This window comes from Mycobacterium sp. 236(2023), assembly GCF_029623955.1.
GTDB lineage: Bacteria > Actinomycetota > Actinomycetes > Mycobacteriales > Mycobacteriaceae > Mycobacterium.
On the sequence record NZ_JARSBP010000006.1, the window covers coordinates 173,081 to 196,722 of the forward strand.

Sequence of the window (23,642 nt, forward strand, 5' to 3'; positions counted from 1 at the left end):
CATCGTGTCAGCCGATTTTCAAACCAGTCTTGCCGAATTCCAGCGCATTTTCCGCGAACTCGCCGCCAAAGCCGCCTCCCGCAATCACACCGGTCAGCCTGTTCACGACGAGATCAGGGCCCTGGCGGCAGCCGGTTTCGGGCGGCTGCGGGTTCCGCTGGAGTACGGCGGTTTCGGCGTCGATCTCCCGACGCTGTTCGAACTTCTCGCCGAGGCGGGCACGGCAGACTCCAACGTCCCCCAGATCCTGCGGGGCCACTTCACCACCGTCGAGATCCTGCGACGGTCGCCGTCACTGCGGCAACGTGAGCTGTGGCTGCGCCGGGCCGCCGACGGAGCCATCTTCGGCAACGCGCAATCCGAACCCGCGTCCGACAGTCCGGACTTCCTGCCGAGCACCCGGCTACACCACGTGGACGGGCAAGCCGTCATCTCCGGCGTGAAGTACTACTCGACCGGGGCGTTGTACGCCGACTACATTCGCGTGGCGGCCGCGGTCGCGGACTCTGAGGACGGAGACGTGACCTTCGCCGTGGTGTCGGCCAACGACCCGCGGGTCACCCATGCCGACGATTGGGACGGTATCGGCCAGCGGCTGACTGGCAGCGGCACCACCTACTTCGACGCTGTTCCGGTGTCAGAGGACGGTGACCTGGGCCGGTCGAAGTCCAACCTGAGGTCGATCCAGGCATTCGTACAGCTGGTGCATCTGGCCAACCTTGCCGGCATTGCCCGCAACATCGTCAGCGACGCGGTTGCTTTGCTGAAGTCACGGCAACGCACACACCTGCATGCTCTGTCGGCGAAAGCCGACGAGGATCCTGAGGTCCTCGGCGTCGTCGGCAACCTTTACCGGCATGCGCAAACTGCCGATGCGCTTCTCGTTCAGGTCGCCACCGGTCTGGAACGCGCCAACCAGCTCACCGACGCGGGCCTCGACGCCGAGGACGACTACGCGCGCAATTTCATCGACGTGTCCGCGGCACAGGTCACGATCATCGAGTCGGTACTCGACGCGAGCACACAGATCTTCAACGCAGGCGGGGCGTCGGCGATCCGCGGGGTCGAAAGCCTCGATCGGCATTGGCGCAACGCGCGCACGCTCGCGTCCCACAATCCGGTGGTCTACAAGCCCCGGGTCATCGGTGACTTCGTCGTCAACGGCACGACGGCGAAGTCGTTCTACGACAGGAAGCGAGGCCAGCAGCCGTCGAACACGTAAGCCCAGCTAGTTTTGCGCAGCGCAAGAGAAACCGTTGAACGGAGCCGACGGCGCCGCTACCGTCCGACAACGGTGCATCGCGAATCAGGGTGCGTACCAAAGTAACTGACCATCGATGTACATAGGTGACTTTTTCATGTCTCGCTTCCGCACCTTGATCGCCGTCGCCATCTCGGCGATCCTGCTGGCTGCCTGCTCCGGTCAGCAGCAAGCCCCCACCGCCCCGACCGGGCCCACAGGGGATCCGAATCCCGGCGGCACACTCGTCTTCTCCGACGTCCAGTTCGTCACCGACGCACTGAGCACGAACTACACCACGGCGAACCTGCTGTTCCAGATCGTCGACCGGCTCGTGTTCATCGACCCGAAGACCGGCGAGGTCCACCCGTGGTTGGCCGAGCAGTTCTCTCGCAACGACGACGCCACCCAGTACACGTTCAAGATTCGCGACGGCGTCACCTTCAGCGACGGCACACCGCTGAACGCCGAGGTGGTCAAGGCGAACTTCGACCAACTGGGCAAGGGCGATCCGGCGAAGAAGATCCCGGCGTTCTCCGACTTCGTCGGCTATGACCGCACCGAGGTCTCCGGAAACACCGCGACGGTCTTCCTCAGCCGTCCCAACACCAACTTCTACAAGCTGGCCGCCAACGGACGCGCCGCCATCCGCGGACTCTCGACCCTCGCCCTGGACTACGACGGCCAGTCGCAGATCGAGAACGTTGTCGGCTCCGGGGCATTCGTCTACGAATCTCAGGTCCCGGACCAAGAGGTGACGCTGCGCAAGCGGCCGGACTACGCATGGCCTCCTGCGACGTCACCCAACAAGGGGGCGGCCTACCTGGACAAGATCGTCGTCCGCGTCATCGGCGAACCCGGTCTACGTGCCGGAGCTGTGCAGTCCAAGCAGGTCGATCTCGCCCGGGGCATCCAGCCGACCGACGAATCAGCATTGGCTGCCAACAACTTCCAGGTGATCCCGGTCGCCGCGCCGTCGCTCACCGTCAATCTCGTCGCGTTCCGCGTCAACAACGAACTGGTCAGCGATCAGCGAGTGCGCCGGGCCCTGCAACTCGGTGTCGACCGCCAAGCGGTGGTCGACACCGTTCTGTCACCCAGTTACCGGGCCAGTGACTCGGTTCTCGGCCATGACGATCCGCTCTACACCGACGTCAGCGCCGACATCGGCTACGACCCGGACAAGGCGGCGGCACTGCTCGACGAGGCTGGCTGGAAGGTCGGCGGGGACGGCACCCGCGAGAAGGACGGCAAGAAACTCGAGGTCACGCTCGCCGCATCGAACCAGAGCGTGGTGTTCCGGCCCGCGTTCGAGTTCATCGAATCCGGCTGGCGGGAACTCGGTGTGGCGCTGGTGAATCGAGCGGGTGACACCACCCTGTTCAACCAGGCCAATACCGACCCATCCGTTCCGCTGCTGGGCACCAGGACGGGCTACAACATCGGCCTGGGCCTGCTCTTCGGCCGCGACAAAGGGAACTTGACGTTCGCCAAGAACGAGGACCTGATCGCGCTGTCCGACGAGGAACTCAAGGCCACCGACCCGGCGGTGCTCAAAGACGTCGTGGCCCGCGAGCAGCAGAAGATCATCGACGAGCAACTCGCACTGATCCTGTGGGACGAGGTGCAGGTGCATTCGGCCGCCCCCAACGTCCACATCGAGTTCAGCAACTACACAGAACCGTTGTTCCAAAGCGCTTGGAAAGCCTGATGCTGCGGTACACGTTCGCCCGGATCGGACAGTCGGCACTCGTGCTGCTGCTCGCGTTCACCGTCATCTTCTGGGGCGTGACGATCCTGCCCGCGGACCCGGTGACGATCTTCGTCGCCAAGGGCGAGGGTTACTTCAACCCCGACGTCGTGACGCAGGTGAAGGAGTACTACGGATACGACCGTCCGGCATGGGTCCAGTACTGGTCGCAGCTCACGCAGCTGCTGCAGGGCAACTTCGGGTTCTCACTGTCGAGCGGCGAATCCGTGACGAGCCGCATCGGCAGCGTGATCGGCGAGACGCTCAAGCTCGCGTCGACTGCAACGGTGCTGGCCCTGGCCTTCGCGATCAGCATCGTGCTCCTGGCCACAACGGGCAAGGCGGAATGGCTGCGGACGTTCATCCGCAGCATCCCGCCACTGTTCAGTGCCGTTCCGACATTCTGGCTCGGATTGGTTGTGCTGCAGATCTTCTCCGTCCAGCTCGGCCTCTTCTCGATGTTCCCGGACGGGTCGCTGGCCTCACTGCTGATCCCCTCCCTGGTTCTGGCAGTCCCGATCTCGGCGCCGATCGCCCAGGTCCTGCTCAAGAACGCCGAGGCCACCCTGTCGCTGCCGCACGTGAATACCGCACGGGCCAAGGGCGGATCGCCGGGGTGGGTGATCCGCAAGCACGTGTTGAAGAACGCCGCCGGCCCGGCACTGACCGTGACTGCGACAACCATCGGCGCACTGCTCGGCGGGTCCGTGATCACCGAGACCGTATTCTCCCGCTCAGGTTTGGGGACGGTGCTGCTGGATGCGGTGTCCACCCAGGACATCTCCTTGATCCAGGGCCTGGTGCTCCTGACGACGGTTGTGATTGTCGGCGCAAACCTGTTGGTGGACCTCATCTATCCGATCCTGGATCCGCGCGTGACCAAGACGTCGCACCGCGGCTTCAACACACGACTGGGCAGGTTCACGTGAGTCTGGAAGCCAGCGAGACGTTTGCAGCCGCGGAGCTGGCGACGCGCAATGACACCGCGGCGCCGAGGGGCCCGGACCGGAACTGGCGAGCCGCGCTGCGCGACACACCCTGGTCGGTGCGACTGTCGGCCGCTCTACTGGTCCTTGTCGCCGCGTGGGCGATCGCGCCTGGCTTGTTCACCGACCAGGATCCATTGAAGGGCAACCACCTTGACAAGTTCCAGGCTCCGAGCGTGGCCCACTGGTTCGGCACCGACCACCTCGGTCGCGACGTACTCGCGCGCGTCATCTACGGAACGTCACATACGATTCTGACCGCGGGCATCGCTGTGGCGGTAGGCCTCGTGGTGGGCAGCGTCATCGGCATCCTGGCCGGCGTCTCCGGCCCTGTCGTCGACGCGGTCGGGATGCGGGTCAGCGACGTGCTTCTCGCGCTGCCCGCATTCTTGATCTCGATCTGGATTGTCACTGCCTATGGCCCCGGCCCGTTGTCGGTCGGGATCGGCGTCGGCATCGGCTCGATCGCCATCTTCGCCCGGGTGTTCCGAGCCGAGGTGTTGCGGGTTCGCGCGCTGGACTACGTCGAGGCCGCGTTCCTGTCCGGCGAGACGCGGTGGTCGGTCATCCGGCGCCACATCGTTCCGAACGCCGTCGGCGCGGTCGTCGCCCTCGCTGTCATCGATCTCAGCGCGGCGATCCTGGCCATCTCGGCCCTGGGCTACCTCGGGTACAGCGCACCGCCGCCGACCCCCGAATGGGGATTGCTCGTCGCGGAGGGCCGTAACTACCTCGCCAACGCATGGTGGCTGACGTCGCTGCCGGGCGTCGTCATCGTCGTCGTGATCGTCGCACTCGGCGCCGTCAGCCGCCGCATTCTCAAGTTCAACCACATCTGATCGGGAGCAACCGCATGCCAGAACCGCTTCTCGAACTGTCCGACCTCGTGGTGACCTATCCTGGGCCGTCGGTGGATGCGCGACCCAAGGTAGCGCTCGATCATGTGAACCTGGTCGTCAACCGCGGCGAATTCGTCGCCGTGGTCGGCGAATCCGGCTCGGGTAAGACCACCTTGGCGAACACCGTGGTCGGATTGCTTCCCGGATCGGCGACTGTCACCGCTGCCACCCTGACTCTGGGCGGACGCAACACCCTCGGACTGAGCGAGCGGGAGTGGAGCCGGATCCGCGGTCGCACAGTCGGCCTCGTCCCCCAGGATCCCGGGGCGTCGCTGAATCCGGTGCGCACCATCGGATCTCAACTCGCGGAAGTGTTCGAGCTCCGCGCGAAGCGGCTCAGCCGCCGGGAGATCAAGCAGCGGTCCATCGCGATCCTCGAAGAGGTCGAGATCGACCAGCCCGAACGCCGGCTCAAGCAATACCCCGGTGAGCTGTCCGGCGGTATGCGACAGCGAGTACTGATCGCGATCGCGTTCGGATTGAACCCCGACCTCATCGTCGCGGACGAACCGACGTCGGCGCTCGACGTGACCGTGCAGGCCAGCGTGCTGCGGATTTTTGATCGACTGGTCTCCGAGCACGGCTCCACCGTGCTGTTCGTGACCCACGACATCGGGGTCGCCACCGATCACGCGTCACGGGTGATCGTGATGCGTCACGGCGCCGTCGTGGAGGACGCGCCGGTCGAGACGATCGTCACCGAACCACAATCCGAGTACGCGACACGGCTCATCCGCCGTATCGGCGCCATCGCCCGACCCGAACGCGATGCGACGGAGCCGCACGGTGAGACGGTCATCGACGTGGCAGGGGCCACCAAGGAATACCGGCTCTCCGGGCGGACGACATTCGCGGCTGCAGCCGATATCAGCCTGCGGGTGCGGCGAGGCGAAACCGTGGCGCTGGTCGGCGAATCCGGCTCGGGCAAGTCCACCACCGCGAAAATGATCATCGGTCTCACCAAACCCACTAGCGGCTCGGTCACCGTGCTCGGGCGCGACATCGCCGCGCTGTCCCATCGAGCCCGTCGCGAACACTGGCGCGACATCCAATTCGTCTACCAGAACCCGGATTCGGCACTCGACCCGCGCTGGACCGTTCAGCAGATCCTCGACACCCCGCTGACGTCGTATGGCCTGCACGACAGAAAGGAACGCACCGAACGCATCGCCGAGGCGCTCGACGGCGTCAACCTCTCGGCAGACAAGCTCGAACGGCGCGCCGCCGAACTGTCGGGCGGCGAGCGGCAGCGCGTCGCGATCGCCCGCGCCCTGGTGGTCCGGCCTCAGGTGATCGTGCTCGACGAACCGCTGTCCGCCCTCGACGTCGTCACGCAGGACCAGATCATCGGTCTGCTACTGCGCCTGCAGTCGGAGCGCGACTTGACATATCTGTTCATCTCGCACGACCTGTCGGTCGTCAAACGGCTGGCACACCACGTCGTCGTCCTGAAGTCCGGCCAGGTCGTCGAAACAGGTTCGACAGCAGACGTTTTCGAGGCTCCGCAAGCCGACTACACGCGCGCACTGCTGGACGCCATCCCCGGCCGTCGGCTGGCCGCTCTCGCGCTGGCGGCATCGTGACGTCGACCTTCTTCGTCTCCTCGGAGTTCCATTTCGCCGACCGCTTCCCGCGATGGAAGCACGCCCCGGAGGACGATCTGCCCAGCGAACGGCACCGGGGCAAGGCACGTTTCGCCGCCGAGCTGGAAGACCTCGGATTCGACGCCGTGTTCGTCGCCGATTTCGCCGGCCTGAACCGCACGCAGATCCGCTACTCAGGGCCTCGGTCGTTCGAACCGCTCACGCTCGCGGCCTATCTCGCCGCTCACACCGAGAGCATCGGGCTCGTCATCACGTTGTCCACGCAGTTCAGCGAACCGTATACGGTGGCTCGAGAACTGACGTCGTTGAACCGGCTGTCTGGCGGCCGGGCCGGATGGAATGTCGTGACCTCCTTCAACGGTGAGGTCAACTACGGCTACACCGAGATTCCCTCTCCTGCCGAACGATACGCCCGCGCGAGGGAGTTTCTCGACGTGACCAAGGCGCTATGGTCGTCCTGGCGGGACGGCGCCATCGTCGCAGACCGGCGCACCGAGGTGTACGCCGACAACGAACGAATCACCGACATCGGCTGGGCCGGTGATCACTTCAGGGTCAAGCAGGCGCTCGACCTGCCGCCGAGCCCGCAGGGATTTCCGCTGATCGCCCAGGCCGGCGCGTCGGACACCGGCATCGATTTCGCGGCCGAATCGGCCGAGGTCGTCTTCGTCGCAAGTCCCGACTTCGAGGCGGGCAGGCAGTACTACCGCCGCCTCAAGGCCGCGGTGGTGGCGAACGGCCGAGACGCCGACGATCTCAAGGTACTGCCCGGCATCCGGATATACCTGGGTGATGACGACGAACAAGCCTGGGCAGCTTACCGTTCCGAGTTGACCGAACTGGATCTCGAACGTGCCAGGGTGGCGATCACCTACGAGGTGCCGGGGCTCGACCTCAGCGATCTGCGCCTCGATGCCACGATTCCTCTCTCACGGTTCCCGACCAAGGAGGAGCTCGAACGCCACGGTCGTCGGGTCAGCCGTGCGCTGATCTACCGCAGCTGGGTCGAGGACGGCACGTACGCCAGGTTGCGGGACTTCCTGCTGCGATACGCGACGTCATTCGGGCATTTCCAGGTCATCGGGACGGCCGAACATGCGGCGGAGACCATCGCGGCTTGGATCGACGGCGGCGCCTCCGACGGGTTCATTCTGCTCGGTGGATCAAGTTTCGACCGCATCGCCGGTGACCTGCTCCCCTTGCTCCGTCAGCGTGGCATCTTCCGGGACGGCCCAACGCCCCCGGGTCGCCTGCGTGAGCGGCTCGGTACCCGGACACCGGGCCTGCCGCACTCGCGCGCCGCCCTCGCATACTGATAGGACTCGACATGCCCCGGCCTCGGCTGATCCTCAACGCCTTCACGATGAACACCGCCACCCATGTGTCGTACGGCGCGTGGCGCAACCCCGACACACGAAGCGTCGAGTTCGACCAACTCGACCCGTGGGTGGAACTCGTCAAACTGTTGGAACGCGGCAAGTTCGACTCGGTGTTCTTTGCCGATGTTGTCGGGCTTTACGACGACTATCGGGGCGGATGGGATACCTACCTTCGGGAAGGCCTGCAGATCCCCAACCACGACCCGTCGGCGATCCTGTCTGCGCTCGCGCTGTCGACCGAGCACCTCGGCTTGGTCATCACGAGTTCCATCCTGCAGGACCACCCATTCTCGTTCGCCCGTAAGATCTCCACGCTCGACCACGCCTCTAAGGGCCGCATCGGCTGGAACGTCGTCACCAGTGCCCTGCGCAACTCCGCACGCAACTTCGGGCTCACCGATCGGGAAGAGCACGACGCCCGCTACGAATGGGCCGAGGAGTACACCGAGGTCGTGTACAAGCTGTGGGAAGGCTCGTGGGACGACGGCGCACTGGTCCGAGACCGCGACAACGGCGTGCACGCCGACCCCGACAGGGTCCACAAGATCAACCACGTGGGCCCGCGCTATCGCGTCGAGGGTCCGCACCTCAGTTTCCCCTCCCCGCAACGTACTCCGGTCCTCTTCCAGGCCGGGACATCCTCTGCCGGTAGGGCCTTCGCTGCGCGGCACGCTGAAGGCGTGTTCATCAATGCTGCGTCGCCGCAGGGGGCACGCGTGGTCATCGAGGACACCCGCGCCAAGGCGGTGGCTGCCGGACGCCGCCCCGAGGACGTCAAGTTCTTCCAGGGGTTGTCGTTCGTCGTCGGCTCCACAGAGGCCGAAGCCCGGCAGAGAGCGAGCGAACTCGACGAGTATCTCAGCGTCGACGGCCTGATCGCCCACCGCAGCGGCGGCATCGGCATCGACCTCGGCGGACTCGATCACGACACTCCGATCGGCGACCTCGCCGACCAAGTGCAGGGCACGCGCAGCACCATCGAGGCGCTCGTCAACGCCGCGCCACCCGGGACGAATCCGACTATCGCCGATCTGGTCAGGCAGCAACAGGAGGCGACGCGCGTCGTCGGCACGCCAGATCAGATCGCCGACCGCCTCCAAGAGTGGCAGGATGCGGGCGTCGACGGTCTGAACATCCGCTACATCACCACCCCGGGAAGCTTCGCCGACTTCATCGACCACGTCGTACCCGAACTGCAGTCCCGTGGCCTGGCCCAAACCGAATACCGTTCGGGCACTCTGCGCGACAAGCTATTCGATGGCGGACCCGCACTGCCGGACCGCCATCCCGCCCGGCAGTGGCGTGGACACTTCAGTTCTCCGGCAACTGCATCGATCGTTTCAAGCTCCTAGACGGGTTCGCCGCAGCGAGAATGTAAGGCAGCAAGTGGTTTTCAGGATCTCCACCTGCGGTTTTCTGATCTTGATGACTCACCGATGCCGAACTCGTACCCAACGAAATCCATTGCATGTCAACATCTGTAACCACCATACCGTTCTGGACAAGGGAGACGACGATCCGATGAGAACAACACCGCAGATCCACGTGATGAGACGCACATTGGCCCTTGGAGTCGGGTCCTGCTCTGCTGCAGCAGCATTCCTTGCCCTCGCCGGCGGGGTCGCAGGTGCTGAGGTCGAAGAGATCGCCCCGGGTCCCGTCGTCTCGAGCCGCCAGGCTTCGGAGATCTCGGTGGTACGTATCAATGACTACGGTGTCGCCCGCGGCATCTCGGAGGCACGCGTGGCCGATGCGGGTGTCGTCAGCGCCGTCGGGGAGGTCCGCGACAGCACCAAGGCAGTTGTCGGCGGGACCGCCTCGGCTTTCGACGGCGGATGGCCCTCGGGGCCCGGCATCGGCGATTGGTGATCAGCAGCGCTGCGCCAGGAAGTACGCGGCGATGTCATCGCCGGTGGTGAGCCACGCTTCCGGCTGCGCCGCAAGGTAGCTCAGCGCCTCGACGAGGTAGCGATGCCGGAACGCCTGACCTATCACGAAGGGATGCAATGCCAGGGCCAGCACGCGGCCACCTGTGGCCGCGTCTACCCGTAATTGATCGTACTGGTCTTTGACGATCTGAACGAATTGCTCTCCCGTGCAGCCTTTTCCGAAGAGCAGCAGGTCGTTGAGTTCCACCGAGTACGGCACACTGAGCATTCCGGGAATGGTCAGCTCATAGGGCTGGTCGTCGTTGGTCCAGTCCAGGACATAGCGATAGCCGAGTTCGGCCAGCAGTTGTGGAGTGTGGTGCGTCTCGGTCAGTCCAGGCCCCATCCATCCCAGCGGCCGGCGTCCAGTGGCGGAGTCGATGGTGTCGGTGATTTCCGCAAGGATGCGACGCTCGGAGTCGGCGTCGAAGCCATTGTGCAGCACCGAATTCGTCTGTCCGTGGGCGAGCCAGGCCCAGTTCCGCTCCACTCCGGCGGAGATGATCTGCGGATAGGCCTCGGCCACAGTGGAGTTGACCAAGGCACTGGCCCGCATTCCGTGGTCATCCAACGCCTCGATCGTCCGCCAGATGCCGACCCGGGCGCCGTAGTCGCGCCAACCGTGATTCAGTGGATCCGGCGAGAGCTCGGCGGTGCCGGGCCAGATGCTCGTCGACGGCCTGTTCGGCAGGAAGTGCTCGATGTTGAGGCCGACATAGACGGCCACCGACGCGCCGTCAGGCCAGCGCAGGACCGGACGCTCGGTGATCGGACTGTAGGTGAAGGGCGGCAACGGCTCTGACGTCATGGCGCATACCGTAGGACCTCACACCGGTGTCAGTGTCAAGCCTGCAGAGGTATAACGGAGGGCATGCGGATCGGCGAGCTGGCGCGACGGACCGGAGTGAGCGAGCGCTCGCTGCGGTATTACGAAGAGCGTGGGCTGTTGATCCCCACCCGCAGTCGTGGCGGGCAACGCGAGTACCCCGATGCCGCGGTCGACCGCGTGGTTCACATCCAGGAGTTGTTCGCCGCAGGGTTGCACAGCCGCACCATCGCCGGGCTGCTGCCGTGCATGCGGGATGTCGACGGCAGGGCCGCCCCCAATGCCACGCCACTGCTTGTCGAGACGCTGACCGAGGAGCGGAGCCGCCTCGATGCCCAGATCCGCGATCTGACGAACTCACGGGCAGTGCTCGACGACGTCATCTCGGCGGCGTCGCAGCCACCGACCGACGATTAGGCCGCCGCAGTCTAGGTGGCAGACACCGTGTCGAAGTCGAAGAACGGGTCACCCTTGGACTCGCTGAGCAACGACAACTCCCATTCGAAATACGCGACGTACCAGGCGTCGCGCTCGGGGCCGAACTCGGGAGCACCGGTGCGGTCGACGACGGGGCCGGCGTGCTGTGGATCGTCGGTGCTGAGAGCGATTACCGCCGAGTCGATTCCGCCGTCGAGCACCCACACGTCGGTGCTGTCCGCGAGATGATCGGCAACGAAGTCCTTGTCGCCGATGAGCACCACCGTGGAACCGTCGGCGACAAGGCCGCCGAGATGTTCGCGCCGTGCATGGACAGAGCCGGGAACATGTCCTGCCGCGTATCTGGCTGAGCTCCGTACATCGACCAGGCGCACAGAGCGCTCGCTCTGCCATCGCGTCACCTCGTCCCAGGTCACCCGGCGCTCCGTCGGCACTGCGATCACGACCTGGTGCGGACGAATGACGTCTGCGCCTGCGGCGTATGCAATGACCGAGATCGGGCCGTCATGCAGGAAGCGCAACCACTGCGCGGTGTTGGCCGCCCGGACGAAGTCGCCGGTGTCGACAAGGATCACCCTGCTGCGCCGCACCGCGACGAAGTCGTCGGTGGCCTGCACGAGTTGACCTCCAGGCGTGTGCACAGCCGCCGCAAAGTGGCCGGCGGCGTACTCGTCGCGTGCGCGGACGTCGAGCACATAGGTGCTGACTTCCTCGTCGACGTAGGCCTGTGCCTGCGCGGGGTCGACGATCGCGACACCCGCCTTCTGCAGGGTTGAAGCGGCCCACTCCCGCAGCGACGGTTCGATCTCGTCGGGTGCGGCCAGGTCGACGCCGGCACCGAACTCGACCGGCTGGCCCGCCCATTCCCACGCCGGCGTCCCGTTGTGCAGCGAGAACACCTGATTGGGTATCCCGGTGTTGATCAGCGACTGCGCGCCGACGATGCCACGGGTCCTGCCCTGGCAGTTCACGACGACCTTCGTAGCCGGGTCGGTGATGGCCTGCAGCGCCCGGTAGGTGACCTCGGCTCCGCCACCAGTGTTGAGACCGCCCGGGATGTGATGGTGCAGGTACTCCGCGGGGGTACGGCTGTCCAGGATGACGACGTCATCGCCTGCGGCCAACCAGCCTGCCAGCGTGGCACTTTCCACCGTCGGGGTCTGGTAGGTGTGTTCGATCCACTCGCCGAGAGTTTTGCTCCGCACGTTGGTCCCCGTGTACAGGCGGCCTCCGGCGGACTGCCAGCCCCCGACACCGTCATCGAGCGTCGACACGTCGCGGTAGCCGAGCCGCTCGAGCACCTCCGCACCGCGGGCTTCCCATTCCGGTGTCCCCACGACGACGATCGGCGTCGATGCGTGCGGCACGAGGTCGGCGATGCGCTGCTCCAGATCATGAAGGGAGAGTCCTGCGCTGACCGCGATGTGGCCGTCCGCGCGCTCTGCCGGAGTCCGGAGATCAAGAATCGCCAGCTGCTCGTCTCCCAGCAGCGCCGAGTACAGTTCCTCACCCGTGATAGGTCGCGCCATGGCAGTGATCGTCTCCTTCGATGTCATCGTGATGGTGTTGGTCTGATTGCTTTGGCGCACAGCGAGATAAACCGTGGAACGGTGCGGCCGGAGTCCCTAGATTACGGGCATGGCGGCTCCCCCCTTCACCACCACCAGGCTCGGCAAGCTCTATGAGGGCGATCCGCTGCCCGTCGTGACGGAAGCCACCACCTACTATCCTGCCGGAGCAGTCACCTTTGGCGTCGAGGGCCGCGCGCTCTTCGAGGACGGCGACGATGCCCCATGGGCTGGTGGCCCTACCCTCCACGTCTTCGAAACCGCCACGGGCCTTGAGCATCTGCGTTTCGACGCGTTCCCCGGCGAGGAGCACTACCACTACCTGACCCCCGGCGTCCAGAACCATTGGGTCGGGTTCGATTCGGTGGCCGACGGTGACTTCTTGCAGTGGGTGATCGACAAGGTCAGGCACAAGCTTCCGCAGCTGCTGCGGTTCGCGGGTGCCGCACAGTTGGCCGACGAAGTCAACGCGCTCACCGTCAACGACGTACTCGACACGGTCGAGAGTCACCTCCGCAGCCCCGACCTCCACATCGCGAGCGCGCGCGTCTGAATAGTGACGCGCCGCTGTTCGTGGCATTGCGCGTGCGCTCGTCGTCCGCGAAAGGGCGCGCATGCACGCGACACGCCGCGTGAAGGCGTGCAGACACGCGCGCTCGCGGTGCAAGTCTCCCCTCCTCACGCGTCGGCAGGAGAGAGCGTGGGGACCGGCAGGCCGAGATGCCCTCGCAGCGTGGTCGATTCGTACTCCTTGCGGAAGATTCCCCGTCGCTGCAACTCCGGCACTAGGTGGTCGACGATGAGGTCGAGACCGTCGGGGTAGAAGTCGTGGTTCAGGTTGAAACCGTCTGCGGCACCCTCGGTGAAGAAGGCCTCGATCTCGTCGGCGACCTGCTCGGGCGTGCCCACCACCATGCGGTGTCCGCCGCCCGCGATGTGCCGGTCGACCATGTCGCGCACCGTCAGGTTCTCGACGCGCGCGGTATGCAGCACCGAGTTGGCGAATCCGAAGCTCGTCGGCGTCCATTCCGGCGCGTTGATCAGATCCCACGGTGGCTGCTTGTCCAGGTCGAGGCTGGCCAGCGGAAGGCCCAGCTGTTTGGCGAGTGACCCCAGCGCGTCCCCGCTGTCAGTGCTCAGGCTCGCCAGCAGGTCTCGACGTTCCCGTGCCTCGGCTTCGGTGCTCCCCATCACCGGCCACAGCCCGGGCAGGATCAGGACGTCGTCGGGATCACGGCCGTACACATCGCGCGCCCGTGACTTCACCTTATTCGCGAAATCCTTACCCTGCGCCAAACTGTGCTCCGCGCAGAACACCGCGTCGGCGTGTTTGGCGGCAAGGTCGATGCCCTGATCGGAGGCACCGGCCTGCAGGACCACCGGGTGACCCTGTGGTGAGCGCGGCACCTGGAAGTACGTGTTGACGCGGACGTGCTCACCGGCGTAATCGACCTCGCGCACTTTCGACACGTCGGTGAGCTCCCCCGTCGCCGCGTCGCCGACGAGCGCGTCGGGTTCCCACGACTGCCAGAGCTCTTTGATCACCGAAATCGACTCGTCCGCAATGCCGTAACGGGTGTCGCGGTCGGGGTGAGCATCTCTGCCGAACTGGGCGCCCGCGCGCAGCGACTGCGTCGTGACGACGTTGATGGCGGCGCGCCCGTCGGAGACCAGATCGAGCGACGATGCCAGACGGGCGATGTGATACGGGTGGCGGTAGGTCGACGAGACCGTGGCGACCAGTCCGACGTGCGTTGTCGCGCGTGCGATGGCGGTCAGCACGATGAACGGGTCGATTGCGTTCCACGGCTTCGTGAACTCCTGCTGCCCGAAACCGTAGGTCTCGGCGAGGAACACCGCGTCAAGCAGGCCGCGCTCGGCGGTCCTGCCCAGGTTCTCCCACTCGGCGATATCGATGAATCCGAGTGGGTCGTCGCGCAGCCGCCAGCCACCGGGCGCACGCCCCAGCGCGTTGGCGTTGACGTTCAGATGGAGCTGTCGTTTGCTCATGCTTCTCCTGGTCACGCCGTCGCGGCCGCGGCGCGGTTCGTGTCGGTCGCCAGCGGAGGCAGGCCGTAATGGCCACGTAATGTGGTGGTTTCGTACTCTTTGCGAAAGATTCCCCGCCGCTGCAACTCCGGAATCAGATGATCGGCGATCTGTTCGAGACCGGACGGGAAGATGTCGAAATTGATGTTGAAGCCATCGGCCGCGCGTTCGGTGAACCACAGTTCGATCTCATCGGCGACCTGCTCGGGCGTGCCGACGATGGCGTTCTGCGCATCTGCCCGGCGTTCAAGGATCTGGCGCACCGTGAGATCCTCCCGGCGGGCCACCGACAGCACGGAATTGGCGCTGCCGATGCTGCGCGGCAGCCACCGCGGTGAGTCGACGAAGTCCCACGGCAGGGTCTTGTCCAGATCGAGGAGCTCCGCCGGGACCCCGATGTGGATGGCCAGTGCGTGCAGGGCGGCCTCGTCGGCAACGATGGGGCCGACGACATCGGCGCGACGCGCCTTCGCCTCCGACTCGGTGCCGCCCAGCGTGATGTTCAGACCGGGCAGCACCAGCAGTCCGTCAGGATCACGTCCGTGAGCGATCGCGCGTGCCTTGAGATTTCGATAGAACGCCTGCGCCGTAGGGATGGTGTTGGCGGCGCAGAACACCGCGTCCGCGTGTTGGGCCGCAAGCTCGATGCCCAGCGGTGACGCGCCGGCCTGGACGATCACCGGACGCCCCTGCACCGACCGCGGGAACTGGAACTTGGCGCTGAAACCGACGTGTTCGCCGTCGAAGTCGACAGTCGGGACCAGGTCGTCGTCGACCAACTCTCCCGTGGCCGGGTCGGCGATCCACGCTCCGTCATCCCAGGAATCCCAGAGCTGTTTGACCGCGATCAGCACCTCTTCAGCACGGCTGTACCGAAACTCGCGCTCCGGCAGCGGCTTTCGGCTGTACAGCGCCGCGGCGGTGTCGTCCCCCGAGGTGACGATATTGACCGCGGCGCGACCGCCCGACGCGATGTCGAGCGTGATGGCGCGCCGGGCGACATCCCACGGATGGTTGAAGGTCGCCGACAACGTGGCGACGAGGCCGATGTGTGTCGTCGCGCGGGCGACTGCTGTCTGGAGCATGAACGGTTCGAACGCATGCCACGGCTTGTCGAAATTGGTCGCGCCGAGGTGGTCGGCCAGGAAAACCGCGTCGAGCAGGCCGCGTTCGGCGATCTGACCGAGTTTCTCCCACGAGCTGAAATCGAGGAACCATCCCGGCGGATCGCTGCGCCGCCAGCTGTTCGGCGGCTTCGCCAACCCGTTGCCGTTCACGTTCAGGTGCAGTCGCCGCTCTGTCACCACTCCACTGTCCAGGCACGGGGTACCGAGATGAACGCGAAGCGGCTACCGGTTTCGTGAAGCGAATCTTCGTTGATCGCCGGCTCTGCCACCCTGAGACTGGGCAGATGACCGAACTTGCCGAGGCCAGGACCGCCGTCACGTATGGCTCGCCGGAACTGCGCGAACTGATCGACCACATCGGCGAGGGCGCCATCGGGCGCGACGAACGCGACGAGCTGCCCTATGAGGCAATCGAAGCGGTCAAGCGTGCCCGGCTCGGCGCGCTGCGCATACCCGCAGCCCGAGGTGGTGGGGGCGCGACACTGGTCGAGGCGTTCCGGTTGTTCATCGACCTCGCCGCGGCGGATTCCAACGTCGCGCACATCATCCGCAGCCACTTCGGGGTCGTCGAGAACCTGCTGCGCAGCACCCGCCCAGAGGACGCACGGTGGCTGGACCGGGTCGCCCAGGGCGACCTGATCGGCTCGGCGTCGACCGAGCTGAGCGCCAAAGCCGGCGCCATCGACTTTCCGTACCGGACGTCGATTACGTCGACTCCGCAGGGGCTGCGCCTCAACGGGACGAAGCACTATACGACCGGCAGCCTGTACATGGACTGGCTGATCGTCGGTGTCACCGACGTCGACGGGACCAAAGCGGAGGTGATCCTCCCGACGGATCGCCCGGGCGTGGTGCGCACCAACGACTGGGACGGCTTCGGACAGCGCTTCACCGGAAGCGGCACAGTGACTTTCGACGATGTCGTCGTGGGGCCCGAGGATTACTTCGCCAAGGGCGCGTTTTCCCGTGACGCCCTGCCGTACCGCTCCACGTTCTTCCACATCCAGCTCAGCGCGATGATCACCGGCATCCTGCACCGCATCGCCGCCGACGCGGTCGAGCACGTCCACCGCAAGTCCCGCGCCTTCTACCACGCCGTCGAGGAGACCCCTGCCGACGACCCGATCGTCGCCTACACCGTCGGCCTGCTGCACAGCCAGGCCTTCGCGGCCGAGTCGATGGTGCTCAACGCCGGGGCGGCGCTCACCGAGGCCTACGCCGCGCACGGCACTCCCGCCGAGCCCGAGCTCTCGCTGCGGGCGTCGCTGTACAACGCCCAAGCCAAGGTCGTCATCGACGAGATCGCCAACCGCGCGGCGTCGGAACTGTTCGACGTCGGCGGCGGCTCGCTGGTGCACCGCAGCAAGCACCTCGACCGGCACTGGCGCAACATCCGGTCCATCGCGGCACACAATCCGAAGACCCTCAAAGCTGTCGCTGTGGGCCGCCACGCACTCAACGGCACGCCGCTGCCCAATCAGGGATTCTTCTGACCGGAATGTTCGGTGGATCCACCGATGTTGTATTGCGCTGTGACCATCGCTGACCTGTTTGAACCGCTGACCGTCCGTTCTTTGAGGGTGCCCAACCGCTTCGCGATGGCTTCGATGACCCGGCAGGCCTCCCCCGACGGAGTGCCCGGCGCCGACGTCGCCGAGTATTACCGCAAGCGTGCGGCCGGCGGTGTCGGGCTGATCATCACCGAGGGCGTCAGGCTCGCCGATCCCTCGGCAGGCTATCCGTCGTCCATTCCGACCATCGCGGGCGACGAGGTCCTCGCCGGATGGGCACGTGTCGTCGACGCCGTCCACCACGAGGGCGCGACGATTGCGGCGCAACTCTGGCACCAGGGCGCCGAACGCGCCGAGGGCGACGGAGTCGTCGCGGTGAGCCCGTCCGGTATCGACGGGCTCGGCAACATCAAAGGCCGGGCGCTCGACGTCGACGAATTGCCCGCGGTGGCTGCACAGTTCGCGCAGGCCGCCGCGACGGCACGAGAGCTCGGCTTCGACGCGGTGGAACTGCACGGCGCGCACGGTTATCTCCTCGACGAGTTCCTCTGGGAGAAGACCAATCTGCGTACCGACGGATACGGCGGATCGTTGTCGGAGCGGACCCGCTTCCCGGCCGAGGTGGTCGCCGCGGTTCGTGCCGCGGTCGGCCCCGATTACCCGATCGCCTACCGGTTTTCGCAGTGGAAGGGCACCGACTACGGCGCCTCCATCGCCGAGGACCCCACGCAACTGCGTGCATTGCTGAACCCGCTGGTAGCCGCCGGCGTCGACATCCTGCACCCGTCGACGCGACGGCACTACACAGCCGCCTTTCCCGACGTCGACGCGCAACGCACCCTCGCGGGCTGGACCAAGCAGGTTGCCGAAGTGCCCGTCATCGCCGTCGGATCGGTCGGCCTGCAAACCCAGTTCCGCAGCGAAAAGCCCGGACAGGTCATCGAACCCGAGCCCGCCGACCGCCTGGTGGCAGACTTCGACGCGGACGAGTTCGACATCGCTGCCATCGGTCGTGCACTGCTGGCGGACCCCTCGTGGGTGAACCGCCTGCGCGACGGGCAACTCGACGGCTTTGCAGGGTACGACCCGGCACGGGCGCTGTCCGCCCTGGCCTGACCGTCCGCCACGGTTAAGCAAATCCCTTTCATTTTCGGTAGATAAACAGTCTGGTTGCGACGGACCCGGGCGGGTTTGGTGGAGCGCAGGTACCCCCGCCAACCGAGAGAACTGCGCCTGACGATGTTGAAATCCGCACTGACCCCGATCCTCCGGACCGCGATCGCGGCCGGAATGGCCATCGCTCTCGTGCTCGGCCTCTCCGCGTGCGGAAGCGCCACCGACAACGGCAGCCTCATCAGGTGGGCGGTGATCATCCCGCCCGACTGGGACCCGGTGCTGACGAGTTCGCACTACCCGCAGTACTACACGAACCTCGTATACGAACCCATCCTATCGATCACGCCCGAGGGCAAGCCGGGCCCCGGTCTCGCCGAAAGTTGGGAATACAACCCGCAGGGAACTGAACTCACGCTGAATTTGCGCGAAGGCAACACGTTCAGCGACGGCACGCCCGTCAACGCCGAGGCGATCAAGGCGTTCTTCGAGCGCGCGCTCGACGATCCCGAATCCGCCCGCAAGGTGGATTTCGAATCCGTCGAAACGGTCACCGCCGACGACGAGTACACCGCCACCCTCCACCTGAAGCGCCCCGACTACGGCATCCTGCTGCGCCTCGGTCCCAAAGCCGGTCAGGTGCCGAGCCCCGCCGTCGATCCCGAAGAGCTCAAGCACAACCCGACCGGCGCGGGGCCGTACACGGTGACCGAGTTCGTCGAGGGTGATCACGTCTATCTCGAGAAGAACCCGAACTACTGGGATGCGGCCAACATTCACGTGGACCGCATCGAGTTCTACCCGAAGCCCGGGCCCGCGCAGGCGACCGCATCGGTGACGTCGGGTCAGTACGACCTGGTCAATGCGATCGACACCGGCACCCAGCGGTCCGCCGAAGGCGTCGAGGGAGTCAAGGTGTTCAGCCCGGCGGGCAACAACAACTGGTACATCAATGTCAACGTCTCGCGTGCCCCGTTCGACAACCCGAAGGTCGTCGAGGCCCTCAACCTCGGAATCAACCGCGAGGAGTTCCTGACCAAGGCGGGTAACGGAATTGGTGCCGTTTCCGCTCAGCCCTACCAGGAAGGCGAAATCGGCCACGTCCCGGCGCTGAACAACCCGGAGTACAACCCGGAGAAGGCCAAAGGCGTTCTCGCCGAAGCCGGCTATGCGCCCGGAGCGATCAGCTTGACGATCCCGATCGCCGCAGAGAACCAGGCACAGGCCGAAGTCCTGCAGTCGCAGCTGGAAGCCATCGGGATCAATGCCGACATCCAGGTGCTGCCGACCGACGCGATCTCCAAACTCGCCTTCACCAAGTCGAAGGAGTATCCGTTGCTGGTGTCGGGGACACACAACTACCTCGACCCACTGCAGACTTTCAGCCAGCAGTTCTCCGCCAACGGCAATGTCAACGTCAGCGGCCTGCAACCCGCGGACTTCGACGACCTGCTCTACGCGGCGGCAGCGACTCCGCTCGATTCACCGAACTACGAAGCGGCCGTGCAGGCCCTGGCGACGTCATCGCTGAAGTTCGGTTCGAAGATCTACCTGTACACCTACCACTACTCCTACGTGCAGTCCGACACGATCTCCGACTTCCCGCGGACACCGGGCAGCGTCAGCTTCAAGGGCGTCACCGTCTCGCAGAACCTGTGACACAACATGACTGAGACGACTGTGAAAGCCGACTCTCTCGGCTGGTTACGCATACGGGCCAACGCTTTTCGTGCGTTCCGAGTAATCGGCCGATGGCTGGCCGTGCTCGTTCCCGTCTTCTTCGCGGCCACCTTCTTCACGTTCCTGCTGGCTGTCATCTCGGGCATCGATCCGGTGTTCGTGGTGCTCGGCGAGAACCCGTCGGCGTCGGCGGTCGCGGAGCTGACGACGAAGTGGGGACTCGACAAGCCCTTCTTCGAGCAGTACTGGGAATGGTTGACCGGCATCTTCACCGGAGACTTCGGCTACAGCTGGGTGTCACAGGCGGCGATCGGCGACGTCCTGCTGCGGCGGGCGCTCATCAGCCTCCAGATCGCGGCCGTCGCGTTGCTCATCGGCGTCGTCGTCGGCACCGCGCTCGGTGTGCTGGCAGTCAAGTACCACGGATCCTGGCTGGACCGCTCGGTCACGTTCTTCACGACCATCATGTCGGTGTTGCCCGCCTTCATCATGGGCATCGCGCTGATCCTGGTGTTCGCGGTGGCGCTTCCAGTGCTGCCATCGGCGGGTTACAGCTCACCCAATCAAGGTTTCTGGCCGTGGTTTTCACACATCGTGCTTCCGGCTACGGCGTTGAGCCTCGACCTGATCGCCGACGTGGCGCGGCAGCTGCGCACCTCGATCCTCGGCACGCGCGACGAGAACTATCTGCTCGGGGCCAGGCTCAACGGCTACTCCGGAACGCGCCAGCTCTGGGCCTATTCGATTCGCAACGGTGTCGGGCCGGCGATCACACTGATCGGTCTCAAACTACCCAGCCTCATCGGCGGCGCTGTCATCACCGAGACGATTTTCGGCATTCCCGGTCTCGGGATGTATGCAGCGGATTCGGCGCTTGCCGGCGATGTCCCTGCCGTCCAGGGAGTTCTGGTCATCTGCATCATCGCCGTGGTCGGCTTCAACTTCCTCATCAACTCACTGCTCAATGTGCTTGCCCCGGCAGGGCAGAGAGGGGCGTGACGACGCTCATGTGGATCCGCTACGCACTACGCAAACGCTCCGGTCAGTTCGCCCTGATCCTCGCGGCCGGGCTGGTGTTGATCGGCGCCTTTGGATCCGCGCTGGCGCCGTTCAATCCGCTCGACATCACCGGTGTGCCGCTGGCCGGCCCGTCCGGGGCGCACTGGCTGGGCACCGACAACCTCGGGCGCGATGTGCTCAGCCGGATCCTGGCCGGGGCCGGTGTCAGCCTGCTGGGCGGCGTGCTGGTCAGCGTCGTCGCCTTCTTCGTCGGGACGCTTCCCGGCATCCTGTCGGTGTATCTCGGCCGGGTGTTCGAATGGTCGAGCCTGCGGTTGATGGACACGGTGATCGCGCTACCGTTCCTGATCGTGGCCGTCGCGGTCACCGCACTGCTCGGCAACGGGCTCATCCCCGCACTGGTCGTCGTCGGGGTACTCGTCTCCCCCATCTTCTACCGGGTGTCGAGATCGATAGCGCTGAACACGATTTCCGCGGACTACGTCCTGGCGGCACGGCTTTTCGGGGCGTCGACCGCGTGGGTGGTCGCCAAACACATTCTGCCCAAGCTGATTCCCGCACTGGCGGTCACCTTCGCGAACACCGTCGCGGCCGGGTTGATCGTCATATCGTCGCTGTCGTTCCTCGGCATCGGCGTCCAACCGCCGGAGCCCACCTGGGGCGGCATACTGGCCGACACCCTCGGGCACATCAGCCGCCAGCCGCTCGGCCCCATCTTCCCCTCTGCGTTCATCATCGCCGCGGTGTGGGCCTTCCACGCGCTCGCGGATCTGCTCCGCGACGCCGAGGCCGATTCCGGACGACTGCAGACAGTCGATTCGCCGGGCGGCCTCGGCAGTGCGCCACTGACCATCGCCGGAAAGGAAAGCAATGACTGAAGCGGTCGTCACCGTGCGGAACCTCTCGCTGGAGTCCGACAGGGCGATTCTGCGCAATGTCAGCGTCACCCTGGACCAGGGCAAGGTGCTCGGCATCGTCGGGGAATCCGGCAGCGGGAAAACTCTTCTCGTCAAGTCCATCCTGGGGGTGCTGCCGACCACGGTCCGCGCGACGTCCGGTCACATCGAACTCTTCGGTGAGGACTCCGCAACCTTCGACACTGCGACGTGGCGGTCCCTGTGGGCGAACAAGTTCGGCGCCGTCTTCCAGGACCCCGGAAGCTACCTCAACCCGTCCTACACCGTGTTGCAGCACTTCGAGGAGTTCTACCGCGTCGCTCTGCGCATCCCCAAGGAGGAACGCCGTCGCCGGGCGCTGGATGCGTTGCGGGCTGTCAACATCCGGGACGCCGAAGCTGTCCTGACCCGGTATCGTCACGAGCTCAGCGGTGGCACCCTGCAACGCATCGTCATCGCTCTGGCGCTTGCCCGCTCGCCGGAGGTGTTCATCGCCGACGAGGCAACGACCTCGTTGGACGTCACGGTCGAGGCGGAGGTCCTCGACCTCATCGCCGACCTCAGAAATCACGCGAAGATGTCGGTCATTGTTGTCTCCCATGACCTTTCGGTGGTGTCCCGGCTGGCTGACGACCTCATCGTGCTGCGCAACGGCGTCGTGGTGGAAGCCGGACCGACACAACGCCTTCTGCGGGAGCCGCGGTCGGAATACCTGCGGTTGCTCATCGACTCCTACACGAAATACGGCATCGATCGCGTCGACGCCGTGGCGCAGACCGCGTCAGTGGGTTAGGGAACACGGTGCTCAAAGTCAGAAACGTCGACGTCAGCTACCGCAGCCGTCGCGGCCGCAACGACGTACTCAAAGATGTCAGCCTCGACATCGGGGCCGGCGAATCCGTCGCGGTAATCGGCGAATCCGGCTCGGGTAAAACGACATTGGCCAGGACCATCCTCGGCGTCGTCACGCCGCGCTCGGGTGAGATCCTCTTCGAAGGGCGCGACATCGCTCGCCTGAACGGCAGGCAGAGGACGGAGTTCAGGCGCGCCGGCGACATCGACTACGTATTCCAGGACACCCTGCAGAGCCTTGACCCCGCGATCACGGTGGGAAACTCCACGATCGAACCACTTCTCGTCCGGACATCAATGTCGCGCCGAGCCGCGGCGGAACGCAGTCGTGAACTGTTCGACCGCTTCGGGCTGGACCAGTCACTGTTCGACAAACGGCCCTCGCAGCTGTCCGGCGGACAGCGCCAACGTATCGGGTTGATCCGCGCGGTGATCCAGCATCCGAAACTGTTGATTCTCGACGAACCCCTCAGCGCCCTCGACGCCGCCAACCGGGCGTCGACAATCGATCTGCTCGTCGAGCTGAACCGGCAGGGAATTGCGCTGCTGCTGATCACACACGACATCGGTTCGGCTACGGCCGTCACCACACGGACCTCTGTCCTGTTCCGCGGCCGCATCGTCGAAGAAGCCCCCACCTGGGACCTGATCCGCGAGCCCGCCCACGACTACTCGAAGCTGCTGGTCGGGTCTGCGGGCAGCCTGTTCACCCACGGCAGTACCAAGGACGAACGGACCACGCTGCGCCGCCGTCTCGAAATCTCCTGATACGGAAA

General features: G+C 65.4%; 21 protein-coding genes. 17 read left to right on the plus strand and 4 right to left on the minus strand.

Going from position 1 to position 23,642, the window contains the following annotated elements:
- The first annotated feature begins 4 nt into the window (after positions 1-4).
- From P9A17_RS23780 to P9A17_RS23815, 8 genes are all read left to right on the plus strand, one after another.
- Positions 5-1,222, plus strand: coding sequence for an acyl-CoA dehydrogenase family protein (locus tag P9A17_RS23780; protein WP_278041209.1), 1,218 nt, complete (start codon positions 5-7; stop codon positions 1,220-1,222).
- 136 nt (positions 1,223-1,358) lie between these two features.
- Complete coding sequence (locus tag P9A17_RS23785; RefSeq protein ID WP_278041210.1) at positions 1,359-2,951, plus strand: ABC transporter substrate-binding protein; 1,593 nt, start codon at positions 1,359-1,361, stop codon at positions 2,949-2,951.
- Positions 2,951-3,919 (plus strand): ABC transporter permease, encoded by a 969-nt coding sequence (locus tag P9A17_RS23790; protein ID WP_278041211.1) that lies wholly within the window; start codon positions 2,951-2,953, stop codon positions 3,917-3,919. The genes P9A17_RS23785 and P9A17_RS23790 overlap by 1 nt, the downstream gene beginning before the upstream one ends.
- 95 nt (positions 3,920-4,014) lie before the next feature.
- On the plus strand, positions 4,015-4,815 hold the full coding sequence (locus P9A17_RS23795; RefSeq protein WP_278041447.1) for an ABC transporter permease: 801 nt from the start codon (positions 4,015-4,017) through the stop codon (positions 4,813-4,815).
- Between the two features lie 14 nt (positions 4,816-4,829).
- Complete coding sequence (locus P9A17_RS23800; RefSeq protein WP_278041212.1) at positions 4,830-6,458, plus strand: ABC transporter ATP-binding protein; 1,629 nt, start codon at positions 4,830-4,832, stop codon at positions 6,456-6,458.
- Positions 6,455-7,795 carry an NtaA/DmoA family FMN-dependent monooxygenase gene (locus tag P9A17_RS23805; RefSeq protein ID WP_278041213.1) on the plus strand — a complete coding sequence of 447 codons (1,341 nt, stop codon included), beginning with the start codon at positions 6,455-6,457 and terminating at the stop codon, positions 7,793-7,795. Before P9A17_RS23800 ends, P9A17_RS23805 begins: the two co-directional genes overlap by 4 nt.
- An 11-nt stretch (positions 7,796-7,806) precedes the next feature.
- Positions 7,807-9,210, plus strand: a complete 1,404-nt coding sequence (locus P9A17_RS23810) for an LLM class flavin-dependent oxidoreductase (protein ID WP_278041214.1) — start codon at positions 7,807-7,809, stop codon at positions 9,208-9,210.
- A 169-nt stretch (positions 9,211-9,379) separates the two neighbouring features.
- Complete coding sequence (locus P9A17_RS23815) at positions 9,380-9,727, plus strand: hypothetical protein (RefSeq protein WP_278041215.1); 348 nt, start codon at positions 9,380-9,382, stop codon at positions 9,725-9,727.
- On the opposite strand, the gene P9A17_RS23820 is transcribed toward P9A17_RS23815, so the two are convergent.
- Positions 9,728-10,594 carry a polysaccharide deacetylase family protein gene (locus tag P9A17_RS23820; protein ID WP_278041216.1) on the minus strand — a complete coding sequence of 289 codons (867 nt, stop codon included), beginning with the start codon at positions 10,592-10,594 and terminating at the stop codon, positions 9,728-9,730.
- 63 nt (positions 10,595-10,657) lie between these two features.
- Here P9A17_RS23820 and P9A17_RS23825 point away from each other — a divergent pair, with 63 nt between their 5' ends.
- On the plus strand, positions 10,658-11,029 hold the full coding sequence (locus tag P9A17_RS23825) for a MerR family transcriptional regulator (protein WP_278041217.1): 372 nt from the start codon (positions 10,658-10,660) through the stop codon (positions 11,027-11,029).
- A gap of 11 nt (positions 11,030-11,040) precedes the next feature.
- On the opposite strand, the gene P9A17_RS23830 is transcribed toward P9A17_RS23825, so the two are convergent.
- Positions 11,041-12,579, minus strand: coding sequence for a rhodanese-like domain-containing protein (locus tag P9A17_RS23830; RefSeq protein ID WP_278041218.1), 1,539 nt, complete (start codon positions 12,577-12,579; stop codon positions 11,041-11,043).
- Between the two features lie 109 nt (positions 12,580-12,688).
- On the opposite strand from P9A17_RS23830, the gene P9A17_RS23835 reads away from it, so the two are divergent.
- Positions 12,689-13,171, plus strand: coding sequence for a hypothetical protein (locus tag P9A17_RS23835; RefSeq protein ID WP_278041219.1), 483 nt, complete (start codon positions 12,689-12,691; stop codon positions 13,169-13,171).
- Positions 13,172-13,296: 125 nt separating this feature from the next.
- Here P9A17_RS23835 and P9A17_RS23840 read toward each other — a convergent pair whose 3' ends face one another.
- On the minus strand, positions 13,297-14,628 hold the full coding sequence (locus tag P9A17_RS23840) for an NtaA/DmoA family FMN-dependent monooxygenase (protein ID WP_278041220.1): 1,332 nt from the start codon (positions 14,626-14,628) through the stop codon (positions 13,297-13,299).
- Between the two features lie 11 nt (positions 14,629-14,639).
- Positions 14,640-15,971, minus strand: a complete 1,332-nt coding sequence (locus P9A17_RS23845) for an NtaA/DmoA family FMN-dependent monooxygenase (RefSeq protein ID WP_278041221.1) — start codon at positions 15,969-15,971, stop codon at positions 14,640-14,642.
- A gap of 107 nt (positions 15,972-16,078) precedes the next feature.
- On the opposite strand from P9A17_RS23845, the gene P9A17_RS23850 reads away from it, so the two are divergent.
- The 7 genes from P9A17_RS23850 to P9A17_RS23880 all read left to right on the plus strand — a co-directional run bounded on the left by P9A17_RS23850 (position 16,079) and on the right by P9A17_RS23880 (position 23,634).
- The gene (locus tag P9A17_RS23850) at positions 16,079-17,287 is read left to right on the plus strand and encodes an acyl-CoA dehydrogenase family protein (protein WP_278041222.1); all 1,209 of its coding nucleotides are present in this window, start codon (positions 16,079-16,081) and stop codon (positions 17,285-17,287) included.
- Positions 17,288-17,326: 39 nt separating this feature from the next.
- Positions 17,327-18,421 (plus strand): 12-oxophytodienoate reductase, encoded by a 1,095-nt coding sequence (locus tag P9A17_RS23855; protein ID WP_278041223.1) that lies wholly within the window; start codon positions 17,327-17,329, stop codon positions 18,419-18,421.
- Between the two features lie 123 nt (positions 18,422-18,544).
- Complete coding sequence (locus P9A17_RS23860) at positions 18,545-20,077, plus strand: ABC transporter substrate-binding protein (protein WP_278041224.1); 1,533 nt, start codon at positions 18,545-18,547, stop codon at positions 20,075-20,077.
- A 6-nt stretch (positions 20,078-20,083) separates the two neighbouring features.
- Positions 20,084-21,097: an ABC transporter permease gene (locus P9A17_RS23865; RefSeq protein WP_278041225.1), complete on the plus strand. Its 1,014-nt coding sequence runs from the start codon at positions 20,084-20,086 to the stop codon at positions 21,095-21,097.
- Entirely contained in the window at positions 21,094-21,996 is a 903-nt protein-coding gene (locus P9A17_RS23870; RefSeq protein WP_278041226.1) for an ABC transporter permease, read from the plus strand. Before P9A17_RS23865 ends, P9A17_RS23870 begins: the two co-directional genes overlap by 4 nt.
- Positions 21,989-22,807 (plus strand): ABC transporter ATP-binding protein, encoded by an 819-nt coding sequence (locus P9A17_RS23875; RefSeq protein WP_278041227.1) that lies wholly within the window; start codon positions 21,989-21,991, stop codon positions 22,805-22,807. The genes P9A17_RS23870 and P9A17_RS23875 overlap by 8 nt, the downstream gene beginning before the upstream one ends.
- A gap of 8 nt (positions 22,808-22,815) precedes the next feature.
- The gene (locus P9A17_RS23880) at positions 22,816-23,634 is read left to right on the plus strand and encodes an ABC transporter ATP-binding protein (protein ID WP_278041228.1); all 819 of its coding nucleotides are present in this window, start codon (positions 22,816-22,818) and stop codon (positions 23,632-23,634) included.
- Positions 23,635-23,642: the final 8 nt, after the last annotated feature.